Below are 16,650 nucleotides of genomic sequence, written 5' to 3' on the forward strand. Positions count from 1 at the left end.
GGGGGCGGGCATCCCGATGGCAACGCTTTCCGCCCGGCACGCGGCCGAGGCGATCTTGAACGGCCGAACTTCGACATCGACGTGCCGCCAAACGGCTACGCCTGGTGGTATGTCGACGGCATCCGCCACGGCGGCGGCTGCGCGATCAGTGTCATCGGGTTCATAGGGTCGGTCTTTTCCCCCTGGTACGCCTGGTCGGGGCGGCGCCGTCCACAGAACCACGTCTGCATCAACGTGGCGACCTATGGGCCCGGTGGCCGCTTTGCCATGACCGACCGTGGCGAAGCAGCCCTGCGGCAGAGCCGCGATGCGTTTACCGTTGGCCCATCGTCGATGCGCTGGCGCGATGGTCAACTTGTCATTCATGTCGATGAGATTTCCGCGCCCCCGCTTGTCTCCCGCATGCGCGGCACGATCACGCTCACCCCTGCCGCGCTCTCGTCGGTCGAAGTGACGCTCACCCCCGATGGCAGCCATGTCTGGCGGCCCTTTGCGCCGACCTGCGATATCAGCGTCGATCTGGAGGCGCCCGGCTGGCAGTGGGAGGGTCATGGCTATTTCGACGCCAATTTCGGAACCCGCGCTCTTGAGCAGGATTTCACCTATTGGACCTGGGGGCGCTTCCCGGTGGACGGCGGCAGCACCTGTTTTTATGACGCCACGCTCCGAAACGGCGACACCCTGTCACTTGGTGCGCATTTTGACCAGGACGGCCATGCGTCCGAGGTCACGCCACCTCCCAAGGCCCGCCTGCCGCGGAGCTTGTGGGCGGTCGCGCGTGAAACACGCGCTGACCCCGGGACCCACCCGCGACAGGTTCAAAACATGCTGGACGCGCCGTTCTATACCCGTTCGGTCGTGACGACGCATATCCATGGTCAGCAGAGTACCGGGGTTCATGAGGCGCTTGACCTGCGGCGATTCCGCTCGCCATTCCTGAAACCCATGCTGGCCTGCCGCGTCCCCCGGCGCGCAGGATGGCGTTTCGAGACGCCGAAGGCTCAGGCGTGACCCGGATTAAGCCGCATCACTGAATAGTTCAGCGCCGCCGCGATGGATACCCAGGCCAGGTAAGGGAGAAACAGCAGTCCAGCCAGCCAGTCCACCTGCCAAAGTGCGACCATCGCCGCAGCGACAGACATCCACAGGCAGGCCAGAACGAACAAACCCGCCCTGATCTTGCGCAACCCGAAAAAGACCGGTGTCCAAAGCGTATTCAACGCGATCTGAAGCGCCCAAAGCGCCAGGGCCAATCCATTTTCGGGGCTAACCGCAACCCGCGCACCAGCATAGGCCATGCAGAAGTAAAGCGTGGTCCAGGCCAGCGGGAACACGAAGTTGGGCGGCGTCCAGGTCGGCTTTTCAAGCTCGTCATACCATGTCCCCGGCGGGAACATGGCCCCGGTTGCGCCCGCCGCGAAACAGGCCGCGAGGAAGATGGCGAAGTAGACCCAGATCATACCGGTTTTCTAACAGGACGCCCGGCGCGCATCAACGCCGCGCGCTCGGCATTGTCCCGGGCCTTGAGACCGGCAAGGGTTGCATAGAGCGCGTCGGACCAACCGGTTTCCGGCACGGTCCGGTCCGATGCCGCCTCGACCAGAAAGGCGGTCTCGGACAGGGGTTTTGCGTGAATGACCGGCGAACGCGGCATCACCGTCGTGCCAAGCGCCCGGACAATCGACAGCGAGAGCCAGCCGAGCTTCTGCCGCCCCGACGTATGGGCCCGGTGGTTGATCGCATCGCATGCGGAGCGCCGCAACGCCCCGCCAATTCCGGCATAAACGTAACGCGCCGCAAAGATCCCGGGCCTGCAGGTCGGGGGCAAAGCGCCGATCCCGGCCTCGGACCGGACATAGAGCGCGTCCGCCTCCCGCAGGAGCCGTTCGATCAGGGACCGCAGCGCATCGGACATGACCGGTGCCGCCAGGAACGCATCGGGATCAAGCCCCGCGCCTGTCATCCAACCCGTCGGGATATAGAGCCTTCCTTCGCGGGCGTCCTCGCCCACATCGCGCGCGATATTGGTCAGTTGCATGGCCACGCCAAGATCACAGGCGCGGGCCAGCGCATCAGGGTCGCGCACCCGCATGAGCACGCACATCATGGCCCCCACCGCCGACGCCACCCGTGCCGAATAGGCGCGCAATTCCGGCAACGTGGCATAGCGGCGCTCCATCGCGTCCCACGCCAACCCTTCCAACAATGCCTCGGGCAGCGCGCTTGGCATCTGGAAGTCTTCGATGATCGCGGCAAAAGCCCGATCCGCGGGCGCGTTACGGGGCCGACCTGCATAAGCCAGGTCAAGCCGCTCGTGGAGGCGCAGAACCGCATCGGCCTTTTCCGGATGCAAATCGACCGCATCATCGGCCAAGCGGCAGAACGCATAAAGCGCCAACGCCGGATCACGCAAATTGCGCGGCAACAGCCGGGAGGCCGCATGAAAGGACCGCGACCCGTGTCGGATCGCCTCGACGCAATGGGCCATATCTTTCGGATCGATCATCGCGGCACCATCCTCTCGGCATCCGGAACCAACTGATCCAGCACCTCTGCACTGGTCACGACACTTGGCAGGCCCGCGCCGGGATGCGTTCCCGCCCCCACGAGGTACAGGCCCTTTGCCTCTTCGCTGACGTTATGCGGCCGGAACCACGCGCTTTGCAGGATCCGCGGCTCGAGCGAGAAACCGGCCCCATGCGGGCTTAGGTAGCGGTCACGAAAGGTATCGGGCGTGAAGACCAGCGACTCGGTCAGATGCGCCCCCAGACCGGGCAGCAATTGATCTTCAAGGACCGCCTGCATCTTTCGGCGGTAAGGGTCGGCCATCGCAACCCAATCCACCGGGTTTTCATGTCCGAGATGCGGTACCGGGCTGAGCGCATAGAACGTATCGTCCCCGTCCGGCGCAGCATCCGGGTCAGTCACCGAGGGGCGGTGGACGTAAAGGCTCATGTCCTCCGCCAGTTTGCCGTGGATGAAGATATCGTCCAGCAATCCCTTGTAACGTGGTCCGTTGACGATCGTATGGTGCCCCACATCCGGCCAGTTGTCCCGGGTACCCCGGGTCCCAAAGTACCAGACGAAAAGGCTCATCGACCAGCGTGCGCGGCGCAGACGCGCGCCGGTCCAGCGACGCCGCCGCATGTTGCGCAACAGATGGTCATAGGTATGGCCCGCATCGGCATTCGACACGACGATATCGGCGTCGAGCCTCTCTCCACCGGTGAGTTGCACCCCCTTCGCCGCGCCGTCGCGCACAACGATTTCGTCAACTTCCGCACCTTGCCGGACAAGCCCGCCTTGTTCTTCGATGACACCCCGCATGGCCTGCGCGATCGCATCAACACCGCCAATCGCGTAATGCACGCCAAACGCCTTTTCCAGATGGCTGACCAGGATATACATCGACGTCACCCGCGTCGGATCCCCGCCGATGAAAAGCGGGTGCAGAGACAACGCCATCCGGAGCCGCTCATCCCTGACGCGCCTGGCGGCATGGCCATAAACGGACCGGTCGGCGCGCAATGCGGCAAATCCCGGCAATTCCCGGACCACATCCCAAAGCCGGTTCATCGGCTTCCGGCCAAGCCCTTCGAACCCGAAATGATAGCGCCGCTCGCTGTCACGCAGGAACCTTTCGTAGCCCGCCACGTCACCCGGCGACAATCGCGCCACCTCGGCGCGCATCTTCTCGTCGTCGGGAAACACTTTGAACCTGCTGCCATCCGGCCAGCGGATTTCGTAATAGGGGTCGAGGGGGACAAGGGTGACATCGCGGTCGAAGTCCCGGCCGCACGCCCGCCAGAGATCGCGAAAGACCTGCGGTACAGTGACAATCGTCGGGCCCAGATCGAACCGGTAGCCATTTTGCCAGATGCACGACCCGCGCCCGCCCGGACTTTCAAGCCGGTCCAGGACCGTGACCCGATATCCCCTGGCACCCAGCCGCATCGCAGACGCCAGCCCGCCAAGGCCCGCGCCGATGACAACCGCATGCGGGCGCGCGGATGTCGCCAGTCTTTCGCCTTCGAAAGATTCGGGACGTGTCAACATTACTTAAGTGTACATGTGTCTAGTTTAGTTGACAATCTTTCCCTGCAACGCTTTTCTGTAGGTCAATAGCGTGCCACTATCCGAAAGCGCCCGTGAAGGAGGTTCGCCATCCAGACCGTGTCACTGAGTTTTTTTCGCTTTCCGCCCGGCCTTAGCCGGCTCTGGGCCTTTGCGATGATGGGTCTGGCCCGTCCGCAGATGCGCAAGCTACAGGGGGTCGGTTTCTGGAAACTCTGCGGATCCGGCACCGGGGAAGGGTTCACGCCGATCCCGAACACCGCGGTTTATGCCATCCTCGCGACCTGGCCCGATGAGGCAACGGCACGGCAGCAGACCCAATCGGCATGCATCTTTCGCCGGTACCGAAAACGTTCCAGCGAGTCCTGGACCGTCTTCTTGGCCCCTGTTTCTTCTCGGGGGGAATGGTCGGGCAAATCCCCCTTTGACCCCACCGAAGACGGATTGAACGGCCCCGTCGCCGCCCTCACCCGAGCCACGCTCCGGCCCCTGGCGGCGCTCAGGTTCTGGCGAAGGGTTCCCGATATCAGCGACGTGATCGGCGATGATGGCAACGTCATCTTCAAGATAGGCGTCGGTGAAGTGCCGTTGATGCACCAAATCACATTCTCCATCTGGCCCGATACCCAAACAATGGCGGCCTTTGCCCGTGCCGACGGCCCCCATGCCCGCGCAATCCGTGCGGTGCGCGACGGCAACTGGTTCAGGGAAGAGCTTTACGCCCGCTTCCGGATATTAGGCGACAGCGGTACATGGCATGGCCATAGCCCCCTGACACTGACGGAGGGGGCAACATGACCCAACCCTTCCCCTTTTCCGCCATCGTGGGGCAGGAGCAGATGAAGCTCGCCCTGATCCTGACCGCAATAGATCCCGGCCTCGGCGGCGTTCTGGTCTTTGGCGACCGCGGCACCGGCAAATCGACCGCGGTCCGCGCCCTGGCGGCCTTGTTGCCGCCAATCACGGCAGTCTCGGATTGCCCTGTCAATTCAGAATCGAGGGGCGATTGCCCCGACTGGGCCGAGATCACATCGGACAATCTGGTCAAGCGTCCCACGCCGGTGGTCGATCTGCCCCTTGGCGTGACCGAGGACCGCGTGTCCGGTGCGCTTGACATCGAACGTGCGCTCACCCGCGGGGAAAAGGCATTCGAACCCGGGCTTCTGGCCGCCGCCAATCGCGGGTATCTCTATATCGACGAGGTCAACCTGCTGGAGGATCACATCGTCGACCTGCTGCTCGACGTGGCGCAATCCGGCGTGAATGCTGTCGAGCGCGAAGGGCTGTCCATCCGCCACCCTGCCCGTTTTGTCCTGATCGGCTCCGGCAACCCGGAAGAGGGCGAATTGCGGCCGCAATTGCTCGACCGGTTCGGCCTGTCCGTCGATATCGCCACGCCGGACAGTATCGACGACCGGATCGAAGTGATCCGCCGCCGGGATGCGTTTGAGACCGACACCAAGGCCTTCATGACCCGCTGGCGCCGGGCCGACGGGCGTATCCGCAAGAAGATAATGACCGCGCGCGACACCCTGCACCAGACCGAGGCACCCGACGATATCCTGCGGGATTGTGCGGCGCTTAGCCTTGCGCTTGGAACCGATGGATTGCGGGGCGAGCTTACCCTGATGCGGGCAGCCCGCGCCTATGCTGCGTTCAAGGCTGCCGCCCGCATCGACCGGTCGCATTTGCGCAACATCGCGGCCATGGCGCTCAGCCACCGGTTGAGGCGCGATCCATTGGATGAAGCCGGATCAACCACCCGCGTCAACCGCGTTGTCAAAGACCTTCTGGGATGAGCGCGCCTGCCGCCTCCGCACGGTATGCGGCGCGGGCGCTGGCGGCTTTATCTGTCGATCCCATCGGCCTCAAGGGCATGGTTGTCCAAGCCCGCGTCGGACCCGCGCGCACCGCTTTCGAAGCGGTATTGCCCCGGTTACCCGGCCCCCTTCGCCGGATCCCGCCCTCGGTTTCTGACACGCAGCTTTTCGGCGGCCTCAACCTCGCGGCGACCCTTGCCGAAAATCGCCCCGTGCGCGATCCCGGATTACAGCAGAGCGCCGCGACGATCATCGTGCCGATGGCCGAACGCATCACGCCTGGCCTTGCCGCGCGCCTGTCTCGCATACTTGACGATGACAGCGGTCACATCATGATCCTGCTGGACGAGGGAGCCGACGAGGACGAGGCGCCGCCCGGCGCCCTGTTGGATCGCCTGGCCTTTCATGTGGATCTGAACGACGTACCGGCGCGTGGCGCGCGCTTCCTGCTCCCGGCCCCGGCGGATATCGCGGATGCCCGGGGGCGCCTGCCGCAGGTGGCCTATCACGACGATGCCGCAGGCAAGATGACCGCCATCGCCGCACGATTTGGCATCGACAGCCTGCGCGCACCGCTCCTGGCGCTGCGCACGGCCCGGGCGCTTGCGGCGCTCGATCACTGCGACCATGTCGAGGAAGAGCACCTGCGTGAAGCGGCCGAGATGGTCTTTCCAAGCCGCGCCCGCGCCTTCCCGGCGCCGGACGACCCGCAGACCACGGATGATCCCGGCACCGACGGCAGAACCGATGATGATGAAAGCGCCGATCCCACAACGATTCCCGACGAAATCCTTGTCGATGCGGTGGCGGCGCGACTGCCACATGACCTTCTTGAGCAAAACCTCCGCCGAGAACGGTCGCGAAATCGGTCAGGCGGCAACGGTGCCGGCGCCAGGAAGATCGGGAACAGACGCGGGCGCCCATTGCCGTCGCGCCCAGGCAAACCCGATGGCAGGAACCGTATTGACCCGGTCGCCACCTTGCGGGTCGCGGCCCCCTGGCAACGGCTCCGACGGCGCAACGATACGGCTGGAAGGTCCGTCATCATCGACCCATCGGATATCCGCATCCGCCGTTTCGAGGAACGCTCCGACCGGCTTCTGATCTTTGCGGTTGACGCCTCCGGGTCATCCGCCGCGGCGCGCCTTGCCGAGGCGAAGGGGGCTGTCGAATTACTCCTCGCGCGCGCTTACGCGAAACGCGATCAGGTGGCCTTGATTGCCTTCCGGGGCCAGGAGGCGAATCTGCTGCTGCCGCCGACACGCTCACTCGTGCAGGGCAAACGCCGTTTGGCGGCACTGCCCGGTGGCGGCGGCACCCCTTTGGCGGCGGGTTTGCAGGCCGCGGCATCCCTGATGCAGGTATCGCGCCGGCAAGGGATGCATCCCATGCTGGCGCTCCTCACCGACGCGCGGGCCAATATCGGGCTGGACGGCACGCCCGGACGCGCCGCCGCCTGGTCGGAGGCACGCACCCTTGCCGGGCAGATCCATGCGCTTGGCCTCGCCAGCGTGGTGGTCGATATCTCCGTAAGGCCGGGCCACCAGGCGGAACAGCTGGCGACGGACCTGGGCGGCGACTACCTTGCCCTGCCCCGCGCCGATGCCCGCCGGATCAGCCGCGCCGTCGATACCGCCCTGGACGGCTGAGGCCATGGATTGGGAACGCGATCTTCCAACCTGGCCACTCAACCATCTGTCCCGCCGGATCACCCATCGCGCGCATCGGTGGCATGTGCAGGAAACCGGTACCGGTGACACGCTTCTCCTGCTGCACGGTGCCGGTGCCTCGACCCATACCTGGCGCGATATCATTCCGATCCTGGCCAGATCACATCACGTCATCGCCCTCGACCTGCCCGGGCAAGGTTTCACCCAGGTGACCAGCCGGGGGCGACATGGGCTGCAAGCGATGGCCCGGGATATCGACGCGCTTTGCAAGATGCAGAATTGGGCGCCATCGGCGATTATCGGGCATTCCGCCGGCGCTGCAGTGGCGCTTGAAATGTCGCGATTGGCCGAGGATCAGACTGCCTCCCCACCGGCGGTCATCGGGATAAACCCGGCTCTTGAACGGTTCGATGGCATGGCGGGATGGTTGTTTCCGCTTCTGGCAAAGCTGCTGGCGCTGAACCCGTTCTCCTCCTACCTCTTTGCCGCCGGGCGAAACAGCCGCACCCGCGCCCGGCGCCTCATCGAACGCACCGGGTCTCACCTGAGCGATGAGGGTATCGACTACTATGCAAGGCTGATCTCGGACCGCGATCACGTCGAAGGGGCGTTGCAGATGATGGCGCAATGGCAAATCGACGGCCTGCTCGACCGCCTCAGCAGTCTCAGCACACGCTGCCTGTTTATCGTCGGTGACAAGGACGGCGCGGTCAAACCGGAGACCTCTGAAACCGCCGCCAGCAGGATCGCGCAGGCAGAGGTCGTGCATTTTGTCGATCTGGGGCATCTCGCCCATGAGGAGCGGCCCGACGATGTGACACAGACGATCGACGCCTGGCTAAATAGGTAGCAACCATCGGAACCAAAAAAACCCGTCGCGGAACAAGAATGCCCTCGTCAATGCGCTCGCTGATCCGGCCTACATGGCCTCTCTCCCAATTGGCCCATCAGGCATCTTGATCCTGGTCAAGTTACACGGCGGCTTTCATTGTTACCCTCGGCGGACAAACGAGGAGAAGTCGCATGGAAGACCTAATCCAACTTGGCCGCGAATTCGTTGAGGCGATGCGGAACCGCCGTGGCATCGCGCATGTCGACGACATCTATGCCGAAAACGCGGAGTCGATCGAGGCAGTTGTACCACCCGGACGCGATGTGCGGATTGCCAGGGGGCGCGGCGCGATCAAGGCGAAGCGTGAGGATTGGCTGGCAACGCACGAAATCCAAAAACTCGAAGCCGATGGGCCTTATGTGCACCCGCCCAACCGCTTTGCCGTGCGTTTCGACGCCGAGGTGACGCAGAAAGCCTCCGGTGAACAGATGAAGCTCCGTGAGGTCGCAATTTATACCATTGAAGGTACGAAGATCGTACGCGAAGAGTTCTTCATGTTACCGAAATAGGCGAGACGCCAAGCCATGGTGCATGGCGGTAGCGCCGACGCGTAGCCGGTGTCTGTCCGCCTGACGGTGGCACCGCAAGTTGGTTGGCCTTTCTTGCCGAATGACCCCGAAACTCGGGGCTTTCCCGGATTGATGAATTCCACTCATCATCTTGACCGATTTATTGAATTTTCGGCAAATCAGTTTTGCGCTCTAATGGCGACACTGAGGAGCGAGAATGGCAAACCGCGCGGGAAAACGGCAGCGCAATGCGACCGGCACGGTCCGGGAGGTTTCAACAGACATCCACACAGGTGGTGATCTGCGGCCTTTATCTGCCGCCGATTTGTCGATGATCGTTTCACATGCGTTTGACATCCTTTCGACTGTCGGCATGTCCGGTCTGACGGAAATGGCGACAGAACGCGCGTTGACCGCTGGCGCAAGGCTCCGGCCGGACGGAAGGATCTGCTTTCCGGCCGGGATGGTCCGGGAGGCGCTGGAACGGGCCCCGAAGCGGATCGCGCTGCCCGGTTTCACGCCAGACCGAGATCTGCAAATCGGCGGTGGGGCTGTTCACATCGGTACCGGGGGCGCGGCGGTACAGACGCTCGACGCCGCGACCGCCAAGTATCGTGACAGCCATCTCAGCGACCTCCACAACCTGATGCGCGTCGTCGATGCCTCGCCCAATATCCATTATGGTGTGCGCCCTGTCATCGCGCGCGACATGGAAGACCCGTTCGAACTGGACGTGAATTCCGCCTTTGCCTGCCTGAAGGCAACCTCGAAGCCTATCGGCATCAGCTTTTGCCAGCCGGGCCATGTCGCCCCGATCGTCGAGATGTTCGACACCGCGCTTGGACGGTCGGGCGGTTTCCGCGAGCGGCCCTTCTGCATGGCGGTCATCGTGCATGTCGTCCCACCCCTGACCTATGCGCCCGAGGGAATCCTGACCCTCGAAAACGCGGTGCGCGCGGGCATGATACCGCAGATTTGCTCCGCCGGTCAGGCCGGCGCCACGAGCCCCGTCACCCTGGCCGGCGCTCTTGCACAGGGGTTGGCGGAGTGTCTCGCAGGTCTCGTCGTGGTTGACGGCATCCGCCACGGCGCGCCCTGTATCTATGCGCTGATGCCGTTTATCTCGGATCTGCGCACCGGCGCGATGAGCGGCGGCGGCGGAGAGGCCGCCATCGCCAATGCCGCAGCGGCGCAGCTTCTGGCGCATATCGGCCTGCCATCGACCGTGTCGGCCGGCATGACGGATTCGAAACTGGCCGACGCGCAGGCAGGCTATGAAAAAGGCTATACCATCGCGATGGCCGGGCATGCGGGGGCCGACATGATAAACCTTTCGGTCGGGATGCTGGGCTCGATCATGGTGGCCAGCCCGGAAGCGATGGTTATTGATGACGACATGTGCGGCGCAATCCTTCGGTCGATCAGGGGCATCGAAGTATCCGAGGCCACGCTGGACCTTTCGGCGGTCGAACGAGTGGTTAGCCAGGACGGGCATTACCTTGGTGAGGAGGAAACCCTCAAGCGCATGAAATCGGACTACTATTACCCTTCCCTTGCGGACCGCCAAAGCGTTGATGATTGGATCGATTCAGGCCGCCCTACGATCTGGGACCGCGCGCAGGAGCGGGTGGCAGAGATCCTTGCCGCTCCACACCCCGCGCATCTGAGCCCCGCGGTCGAGGCGCGAGTTCGCGCCGATTTCCCCATAAGGCTTGAGCCATGAAAGGAGCCGATATGCATGTCTTTCGCAGCATGATCATCGACGCAGATATCGACCGGGTCTGGTCCAGCGTCCGCGCGTTCGATGGCGTGGTCAACTGGAACCCGGGCGTCGTGAAGGCCACGTTGGAGGGCGGCGCACCTACCGCAACCGGGACGGTTCGCACACTCGACATCGTTGACGGGACGGTGTTTCGCGAAACCCTCCTGGCCCATTCGGACAACGCGCATCTCTACACCTATGACATCATCGAAAGCCCGCTGCCTGTGACCGGTTATGTCTCGACCCATCGCTTCATCCCGATCACCCATACAAGGCAAACGCTGGGGATCTGGGAAAGTCGTTTTGACTGCGCACCTGAAGATGCCACGCAGATGCAAAAAATTGTCGGTGACGACATCTATATCGGCGGTATGGCCGGGTTGAATGCGTATTTGAAGGAGAACGAAAATGGCTGACACCTTGGCCCCGCGCGCCGTGATCGGCGTCATGACACCGGCGATGAATACCGTCGTTCAACCGGAACTCGAACTCCTGCGGCCCGAGGGCGTGACCAACCAGATGCAACGCTTTCGCCTCGGTGGTGACGCAATCTCGGATGACCTGCCCGACGAAGTGGACAAGCTGATGGATTGCGCGCCCAAGGCGATCGCCATTGGCCTGACCACGGACGCCGGACCGGGCGGCCCGCAGAAACTCAAGGCCCGCTGCGCCGAGATCTCGGCTCGGGTCGGTATCCCGGTTCTGGGAGCGTCCCAGGCCGACTATGCGGCCTTGGGCATTCTGGACGCGCAACGTGTCGGTATCGTCACGCCTTTCAACGCCGACGTGGACGCGGTGGTGAGGGCAAATACCGAAGCGGCAGGGTTCAACGTCGTCGCCATCAAGGGGACGCAGGCCCCGTCCCTGCCGGCCATCTGCGAGACACCGCTTGACGACATCAGGGATGTTTTCGCACAGGTGGCCGCGTCGGAATGCGACGTCATTCTTCAGGTCGGGACCGCGCTTCCGGTCGTCGCGCTGCTCGCCGAACTGGAGACTACGCATGGAAAACCCATCGTGGCCTGCAACGCGGCAGTCTATTGGCAGACCCTGCGCAGCATCGGGATCACCGACCCCATAAAGGGCTATGGTCAATTGCTGGCGGATCACTGAATGCGCCGTCATGCCCAGGTCGTTGTCATTGGCGGCGGCGCTGTCGGGGCCTCCATCCTCTACCATCTGGCGCGCGCAGGGATCACCGATACCGTATTGCTCGAAAAGAACGAGTTGACTGCCGGATCAACCTGGCATGCCGCAGGCAACATTCCGACCTACGCGAATTCGTGGCTGGGCATGCGGGCCGGGAACTATGCCTGGCAGCTTTACAAGGAACTTGCCCAGGATCCGGAAGCGCCGATCACCTACCGCCATACGTCTGCGATCTGGCCCGCACACACGCCCGAGCGGATGCAACTGTTCCAGCACCTGTGTGGCGTGTCCCGGTCCGCGGGGTTCGAGCTGTCGATACTGAGCCCTGCGCAGATCGAAGAAATGCACCCCTACTGGAAAGCGGATGAGACCGTGCTTGGTGGCATTCTCGATCCTTATGAAGGCGATATAGACCCCAACCAACTGACCCAGGCGCTTGCCAGGCATGCGCGGGATCTGGGCGCCGAAATCCGGCGCTTTACCCGCGTAACCGGGCTTGCACAAAAACGCTCGGGTGAGTGGGAAGTGGAAACACCGGACGGCGCGGTCATCGCCGAAACCGTGGTCAATGCCGCCGGATCCAGCGGTGCGATGATCGCCGCCATGGCAGGGCTGCACCTGCCGGTCGTCACGCTTGAACATCAATACATGGTGACGACCGCTTTGCCGCAACTCGAAGCCGACACCAACCTGTTCCCCCTGATCCGCGACCCTGACATTCGCTTCTACCTGCGCCGCGAACGCAATGCATTGCTGCTGGGGTCCTACGCGCATGAAGGCCGTCCCGTTTGGCGCGATGGCGTTCCACCGGATTTCGACCACCAGCTTTTTGCCGATGATATCGACGGCATGATGGCCGTGTTCGAAGCGGCGGCAACCCACGTGCCGATCTTGGCGGAGGCCGGTGCACAGAACTTCGTCAACGGGCCAATTCCCTATTCGCCGGATGCCTTGCCATTGGTGGGACCCGCCGGTGGTGCGCGCAACTTCTTCCATGCAACCGGCGTCCAGATCGGCATCACCCATTCCGCCGCGATCGGCAAGGCGATTACGGAATGGCTCACCGATGGCGAGACGGAATGGGACCTGTCCGCCTGGGACCCGCGCCGCTTCGGGCCTTGGGCCACGCAGGACTACGCCACGGCCCGTGCGTCTGAGCATTACGATCTGCAATACGCGATCCCCTTCCCCCATCGCATCATGACCTCGGGGCGGCCGGTCAAGCGAACGCCGCTCCATGATCTCCTGAAAAACCAGGGGGCTATCATGGGTCAGATTGGCGGTTGGGAGCGTGCCTTTTGGTTCAATCACCGCAATGCGTCCCATCCCGATACGCTCAGCTTTGACCACGAACCCTGGCAGGACGCGGTACGGATCGAATGCGAAACCGTGCGCGATGCCGTCGGCGTCATGGATCACGGGGGTTTCACCAAGTTCGTCCTGGAGGGGCCCGATGCTGCGGAAGTACTGGGCACGGTTGTCTGCGGCACGCTACCGCCCCCGGGTCGTGTCCGTCTGGCCTACATGTTGACGCCGAAGGGGCGCATCTGGTCCGAGGCAACGATCGCCAGGCTGGCGGGGAACCGGTTCCTGCTCTGCGGCCCCACGCTCGCGGTGGATCGGGATTTCGATTGGATTTCGGCGCAGATCAGCGGCGCGGATGTATCGCTGAGCCAGGGCTATGCCCATGACGGCGCGCTCCTCGTGATGGGGCCGGAATCCCGCGCGCTTTTAAGTACCCTGACAACGGGCGACCTGAACGCGCCCTGGATGAGTGTCACCGAGTGTGAGGTCGCGGGCGTTCCGGTGACGGCCCTGCGTGTCAGCTATGTGGGTGAGCTTGGGTGGGAACTGCACGTGGCCTCCGACAACCTGTTGCCCCTCTACGATGCGATCCGGGACGCGGGCAGGTCGCACGGCATCTATAATTTCGGATCCTACGCGCTGAACGCCATGCGGATCGAGAAAGGGTATCACGGCTGGGGTGCTGATTTCGGCACCGAATACACGTTGTTTGATGCAGGCCTTGCGAAATTTGCCAACTTGTCCAAGGGGACGTTCACGGGCCGGGATGCCGCGTTGCGGCAGGCCGATGTGCCAACGGACTGGACCTTCATCGGCCTGGAAGTGATCGATCCCGGGCCTGAGCCTCTCCCTTCCGACCCGATCGTCAGGGATGGCCGTACCATCGGATACCTCACATCAGTCTCGATGGGGTATCGTACCGGCAAACTTCTCGCGCTTGGATATGTCGAGAGTGGCGCCCTGGCGATGGGGGACACCTGCTGCGTCCAGGCGTTCGGCGTCATGCGCGCAGCTCGGCGCCACGCGCCGCAGGTTTATGACCCGGCAAACGAAAAGCTGCGTGCCTAGCCAAAACCGCCATTACGTGATGCCCATTTGGCCAGCGCCTGCCCAACCGCAAGGATCGGCCCCGAGCTGCTGTCTTCCGAGCGCATCAGGGCCTGCCATGGCACCTCTATCCCATCCTTGCCGACACGCGCCCCGAAGATGCGCCCGGCCTTGATCGCGGGGCGCACCGCCCACCCGGCCAGGACACTGCTGCCCTGCCCGGCGGCGACAAGCTCGACAATGGCCTCGGGCAATTCCACTGTCGTGGTCCAACGGGGATACCGTTCAGATGGGCGAAACAGCCGTGCAAACTCCCGATCCGGTTCAGGCGTCAAGGCATAGGTGATAAAATCCTCACCCTCGATATCGTCGCCTTCGACGAAATCGCGACCGGCAAGATGATGGTCAGGCGGAAAGATAAATATCAACTCGTCCCTGAAGAGCGGGATTTGGTGCGTGCCGATAAGCGGCGTGTCACCAGAGGTCACGATGAGATCGACATGCCGGTTGGTCAACGCCCGCACCGGCTCGCGGGTACCGCTTGCCATCACCTGCAACTCGATCCCCGGCAGATGGTCGCGCAGATATTCGGTGAAGCCGGGCAGCCAATGATAGGAGCTGTAAGCCTCGATCGCGATGCGGACGATATGCTCGGCACCTCGGTCCATGCGTTTGACGTCCCGCTCGGCACGGTCCATCTCCGCGAGCAGTCGCTCCGCAGTCTCCGCCAGGTACTCCGCCGCCGGTGTCATACGCAGCCGCTTATGCGTGCGCGTGAAAAGCACCAGGTCAAGCCGGCGCTCCGCCTCCCGGATACGATGCGACAGGGCCGAAGAGGTAACTCCCAACGCCTCCGCCGCGTCCGTAACACGTCCGTGCTTTGCAATGGCACGGATCATCTTGAGATGGCGCAGATCAAGTAAAGGGCCGTCAGCCATCACCGTACCTGAAAAAATTTCACGAATTGCTTGTTTCTCTTTATATCAATTCATCTTGGATTAACGCAATTCTCAACCGTTGGCAGGATTTGATCTTACCAACTGCCCTCCCAACCCAACCTTCTCATTGAATTCTGCAAAAGAAAATCAAAAGGCGGCACCAACAATCGACACAAGATTTCAATCGTAAAGGCCCGTGTAGAGTATTTTACCCATCTCAAGGCGGTCGACCAAAGCAATCCAAAAGGCTGCAACTAGGAGTCCTTGCTTCGGGACTTACCCAAAGCGGCATCAATTTCGACCGGGAATCGCCTGTGTTTTACCGGGATGAAGACCTTGTCAGCCTCAAAACCAAGCGGACTCCGCCACAAGAGCGATCAAGTAAGACAATGCAGTCAGCGAATAGAACCGTCGCGCCAAAAAAATACGCCCTGCGACGCCAAACGGCAGACCCGGACGTCAAGGCGCAGGTGCAAGAAAGTTACTTGATTTGTTGGCAGGGGCAGCAGGGTTCGAACCCGCGACCTACGGTTTTGGAGACCGTCGCTCTACCAGCTGAGCTATACCCCTAAGGCCACGGCAGGGAGTATGACACCTTGAGCCGGGAATCAAGACGGCATTCGTGCAAACGTGGTCAGAAATTTCACATAGCCGTCCCGATCCACATCTTAAGGTGGCAAACATCGTTAACCGGCGAGAGGTCTGCTTGTTTTCCCGATACGATCGACCCCGCCCGAGCCATCATGTACCGAGGTCGAGACATCATCGGAACCGCATCCACCGAGTTATAGAAATACCATCAGCGCAACGACCAAGGCCAAGCAAACGCAAAGCATCAAGAACTCAACGTTCAATCTCGTTTCTTTTGCCAAGAACTGGTCAAAATCTCTTGCAGAATTGAGATGTCTTGACGTTACCAAATAATGCCCGGCGATGGTCTGAACCGGGTAGAACACATAGTCGACCGGGTGGCTTATCTTGGCGTTACTTTCCTCCAAGCGGCCCTGAATTCGATCAAGCAAGTCATCTTCACAAACAGCGGCGATTTCCTGGCCCGAATTGTGGACCCTCATCGCAATCTCAAAGGCTTCACAAGTCGGCATCCCGAAGGAATAGCTTAGCAGCGCCACAACATGATCGCCCCGTGTTTTGGAGTTGTTGCGAAATTCGAATACAAAATATGTCATATCTAACCCCCCGTACTGAGCCCGGCGTCTTTGCACGTTTCCCGTTCTAATGCCTCTAGGTATGACCAGCGCAGCCATGTGTGTTCTGCTTCGCCCACGCTTCACGCCGACAAGGATCGAGATAATGCTCACAATCCTGCCCGGGATGAAAACTACAAGAGACGGCAACACCCACATAGAAGCTCGGAAAGAAGAACAATATGAGAAGTACAACGAACCACCCAGTCGCCCTTATGGAACTTGTCGACCGCCATCTGAATTCGCCGTTTCGTCTGCGCACAATCAAATAGGTAAGTC

At 62.1% G+C, this 16,650-nt stretch carries 15 protein-coding genes and 1 tRNA gene; 10 read left to right on the forward strand and 6 right to left on the reverse strand.

Translation table 11 applies throughout. From position 1 onward, the window contains the following. The first annotated feature begins 120 nt into the window (after positions 1 to 120). A complete protein-coding gene (crtC, locus tag RBB29_RS17060; RefSeq protein ID WP_306115652.1) occupies positions 121 to 1,011 on the forward strand; it encodes a carotenoid 1,2-hydratase in 891 nt (296 codons plus the stop codon). Here crtC and RBB29_RS17065 read toward each other — a convergent pair. The 3 genes from RBB29_RS17065 to RBB29_RS17075 are packed head-to-tail and all read right to left on the reverse strand — an operon-like array spanning position 1,002 to position 4,056. Then, positions 1,002 to 1,460 (reverse strand): TspO/MBR family protein, encoded by a 459-nt coding sequence (locus RBB29_RS17065; RefSeq protein ID WP_306115648.1) that lies wholly within the window; start codon positions 1,458 to 1,460, stop codon positions 1,002 to 1,004. The two genes, crtC and RBB29_RS17065, sit on opposite strands and share 10 nt — an antisense overlap. Then, positions 1,457 to 2,506: a 15-cis-phytoene synthase gene (gene crtB, locus RBB29_RS17070; RefSeq protein ID WP_306115647.1), complete on the reverse strand. Its 1,050-nt coding sequence runs from the start codon at positions 2,504 to 2,506 to the stop codon at positions 1,457 to 1,459. The genes RBB29_RS17065 and crtB overlap by 4 nt, the downstream gene beginning before the upstream one ends. Next, positions 2,503 to 4,056, reverse strand: coding sequence for a phytoene desaturase (locus RBB29_RS17075; RefSeq protein WP_306115646.1), 1,554 nt, complete (start codon positions 4,054 to 4,056; stop codon positions 2,503 to 2,505). The genes crtB and RBB29_RS17075 overlap by 4 nt, the downstream gene beginning before the upstream one ends. A gap of 117 nt (positions 4,057 to 4,173) precedes the next feature. Here RBB29_RS17075 and crtA point away from each other — a divergent pair, with 117 nt between their 5' ends. The 9 genes from crtA (at position 4,174) to RBB29_RS17120 (ending at position 14,249) form a co-directional block, all read left to right on the forward strand. Next, a complete protein-coding gene (gene crtA, locus RBB29_RS17080) occupies positions 4,174 to 4,872 on the forward strand; it encodes a spheroidene monooxygenase (protein WP_371931520.1) in 699 nt (232 codons plus the stop codon). Continuing rightward, complete coding sequence (gene bchI, locus RBB29_RS17085) at positions 4,869 to 5,873, forward strand: magnesium chelatase ATPase subunit I (RefSeq protein ID WP_306115645.1); 1,005 nt, start codon at positions 4,869 to 4,871, stop codon at positions 5,871 to 5,873. The genes crtA and bchI overlap by 4 nt, the downstream gene beginning before the upstream one ends. Next, positions 5,870 to 7,543, forward strand: a complete 1,674-nt coding sequence (locus RBB29_RS17090; RefSeq protein WP_306115644.1) for a magnesium chelatase subunit D — start codon at positions 5,870 to 5,872, stop codon at positions 7,541 to 7,543. The genes bchI and RBB29_RS17090 overlap by 4 nt, the downstream gene beginning before the upstream one ends. A gap of 4 nt (positions 7,544 to 7,547) precedes the next feature. Further along, entirely contained in the window at positions 7,548 to 8,414 is an 867-nt protein-coding gene (gene bchO, locus RBB29_RS17095) for an alpha/beta fold hydrolase BchO (RefSeq protein ID WP_306121187.1), read from the forward strand. A 173-nt stretch (positions 8,415 to 8,587) separates the two neighbouring features. Further along, positions 8,588 to 8,965: a nuclear transport factor 2 family protein gene (locus RBB29_RS17100; protein WP_306115642.1), complete on the forward strand. Its 378-nt coding sequence runs from the start codon at positions 8,588 to 8,590 to the stop codon at positions 8,963 to 8,965. 217 nt (positions 8,966 to 9,182) lie between these two features. Continuing rightward, on the forward strand, positions 9,183 to 10,688 hold the full coding sequence (locus RBB29_RS17105; protein ID WP_306115641.1) for a trimethylamine methyltransferase family protein: 1,506 nt from the start codon (positions 9,183 to 9,185) through the stop codon (positions 10,686 to 10,688). After that, on the forward strand, positions 10,685 to 11,143 hold the full coding sequence (locus RBB29_RS17110) for an SRPBCC family protein (protein ID WP_306115640.1): 459 nt from the start codon (positions 10,685 to 10,687) through the stop codon (positions 11,141 to 11,143). Before RBB29_RS17105 ends, RBB29_RS17110 begins: the two co-directional genes overlap by 4 nt. After that, the gene (locus RBB29_RS17115) at positions 11,136 to 11,840 is read left to right on the forward strand and encodes a hypothetical protein (RefSeq protein WP_306115639.1); all 705 of its coding nucleotides are present in this window, start codon (positions 11,136 to 11,138) and stop codon (positions 11,838 to 11,840) included. The genes RBB29_RS17110 and RBB29_RS17115 overlap by 8 nt, the downstream gene beginning before the upstream one ends. Next, positions 11,841 to 14,249, forward strand: coding sequence for an FAD-dependent oxidoreductase (locus RBB29_RS17120; RefSeq protein WP_306115638.1), 2,409 nt, complete (start codon positions 11,841 to 11,843; stop codon positions 14,247 to 14,249). Here the strand turns inward: RBB29_RS17120 and RBB29_RS17125 are convergent. The 3 genes from RBB29_RS17125 to RBB29_RS17135 form a co-directional block, all read right to left on the reverse strand. After that, positions 14,246 to 15,166 (reverse strand): LysR family transcriptional regulator, encoded by a 921-nt coding sequence (locus RBB29_RS17125; protein WP_306115637.1) that lies wholly within the window; start codon positions 15,164 to 15,166, stop codon positions 14,246 to 14,248. The two genes, RBB29_RS17120 and RBB29_RS17125, sit on opposite strands and share 4 nt — an antisense overlap. 494 nt (positions 15,167 to 15,660) lie before the next feature. Beyond that, positions 15,661 to 15,736 (reverse strand) — tRNA-Trp (locus RBB29_RS17130). A gap of 215 nt (positions 15,737 to 15,951) precedes the next feature. Next, positions 15,952 to 16,431 carry an ATP-dependent Clp protease adaptor ClpS gene (locus tag RBB29_RS17135; protein ID WP_306121188.1) on the reverse strand — a complete coding sequence of 160 codons (480 nt, stop codon included), beginning with the start codon at positions 16,429 to 16,431 and terminating at the stop codon, positions 15,952 to 15,954. Between the last annotated feature and the right edge of the window lie 219 nt (positions 16,432 to 16,650).

Origin of the sequence: Roseovarius sp. MMSF_3359 (assembly GCF_030733385.1) — a bacterium.
GTDB lineage: Bacteria > Pseudomonadota > Alphaproteobacteria > Rhodobacterales > Rhodobacteraceae > Roseovarius.

Bases quoted from the DNA above. Each gene is read 5' to 3' on its own strand.
- RBB29_RS17065 (WP_306115648.1), bottom strand. From the start codon at position 1,460: ATGATCTGGGTCTACTTCGCCATCTTCCTCGCGGCCTGTTTCGCGGCG.
- crtB (WP_306115647.1), bottom strand. From the start codon at position 2,506: ATGATCGATCCGAAAGATATGGCCCATTGCGTCGAGGCGATCCGACAC.
- RBB29_RS17075 (WP_306115646.1), bottom strand. From the start codon at position 4,056: ATGTTGACACGTCCCGAATCTTTCGAAGGCGAAAGACTGGCGACATCC.
- bchI (WP_306115645.1), top strand. From the start codon at position 4,869: ATGACCCAACCCTTCCCCTTTTCCGCCATCGTGGGGCAGGAGCAGATG.
- RBB29_RS17090 (WP_306115644.1), top strand. From the start codon at position 5,870: ATGAGCGCGCCTGCCGCCTCCGCACGGTATGCGGCGCGGGCGCTGGCG.
- bchO (WP_306121187.1), top strand. From the start codon at position 7,548: ATGGATTGGGAACGCGATCTTCCAACCTGGCCACTCAACCATCTGTCC.
- RBB29_RS17100 (WP_306115642.1), top strand. From the start codon at position 8,588: ATGGAAGACCTAATCCAACTTGGCCGCGAATTCGTTGAGGCGATGCGG.
- RBB29_RS17105 (WP_306115641.1), top strand. From the start codon at position 9,183: ATGGCAAACCGCGCGGGAAAACGGCAGCGCAATGCGACCGGCACGGTC.
- RBB29_RS17110 (WP_306115640.1), top strand. From the start codon at position 10,685: ATGAAAGGAGCCGATATGCATGTCTTTCGCAGCATGATCATCGACGCA.
- RBB29_RS17115 (WP_306115639.1), top strand. From the start codon at position 11,136: ATGGCTGACACCTTGGCCCCGCGCGCCGTGATCGGCGTCATGACACCG.
- RBB29_RS17120 (WP_306115638.1), top strand. From the start codon at position 11,841: ATGCGCCGTCATGCCCAGGTCGTTGTCATTGGCGGCGGCGCTGTCGGG.
- RBB29_RS17125 (WP_306115637.1), bottom strand. From the start codon at position 15,166: ATGGCTGACGGCCCTTTACTTGATCTGCGCCATCTCAAGATGATCCGT.
- RBB29_RS17135 (WP_306121188.1), bottom strand. From the start codon at position 16,431: ATGGCTGCGCTGGTCATACCTAGAGGCATTAGAACGGGAAACGTGCAA.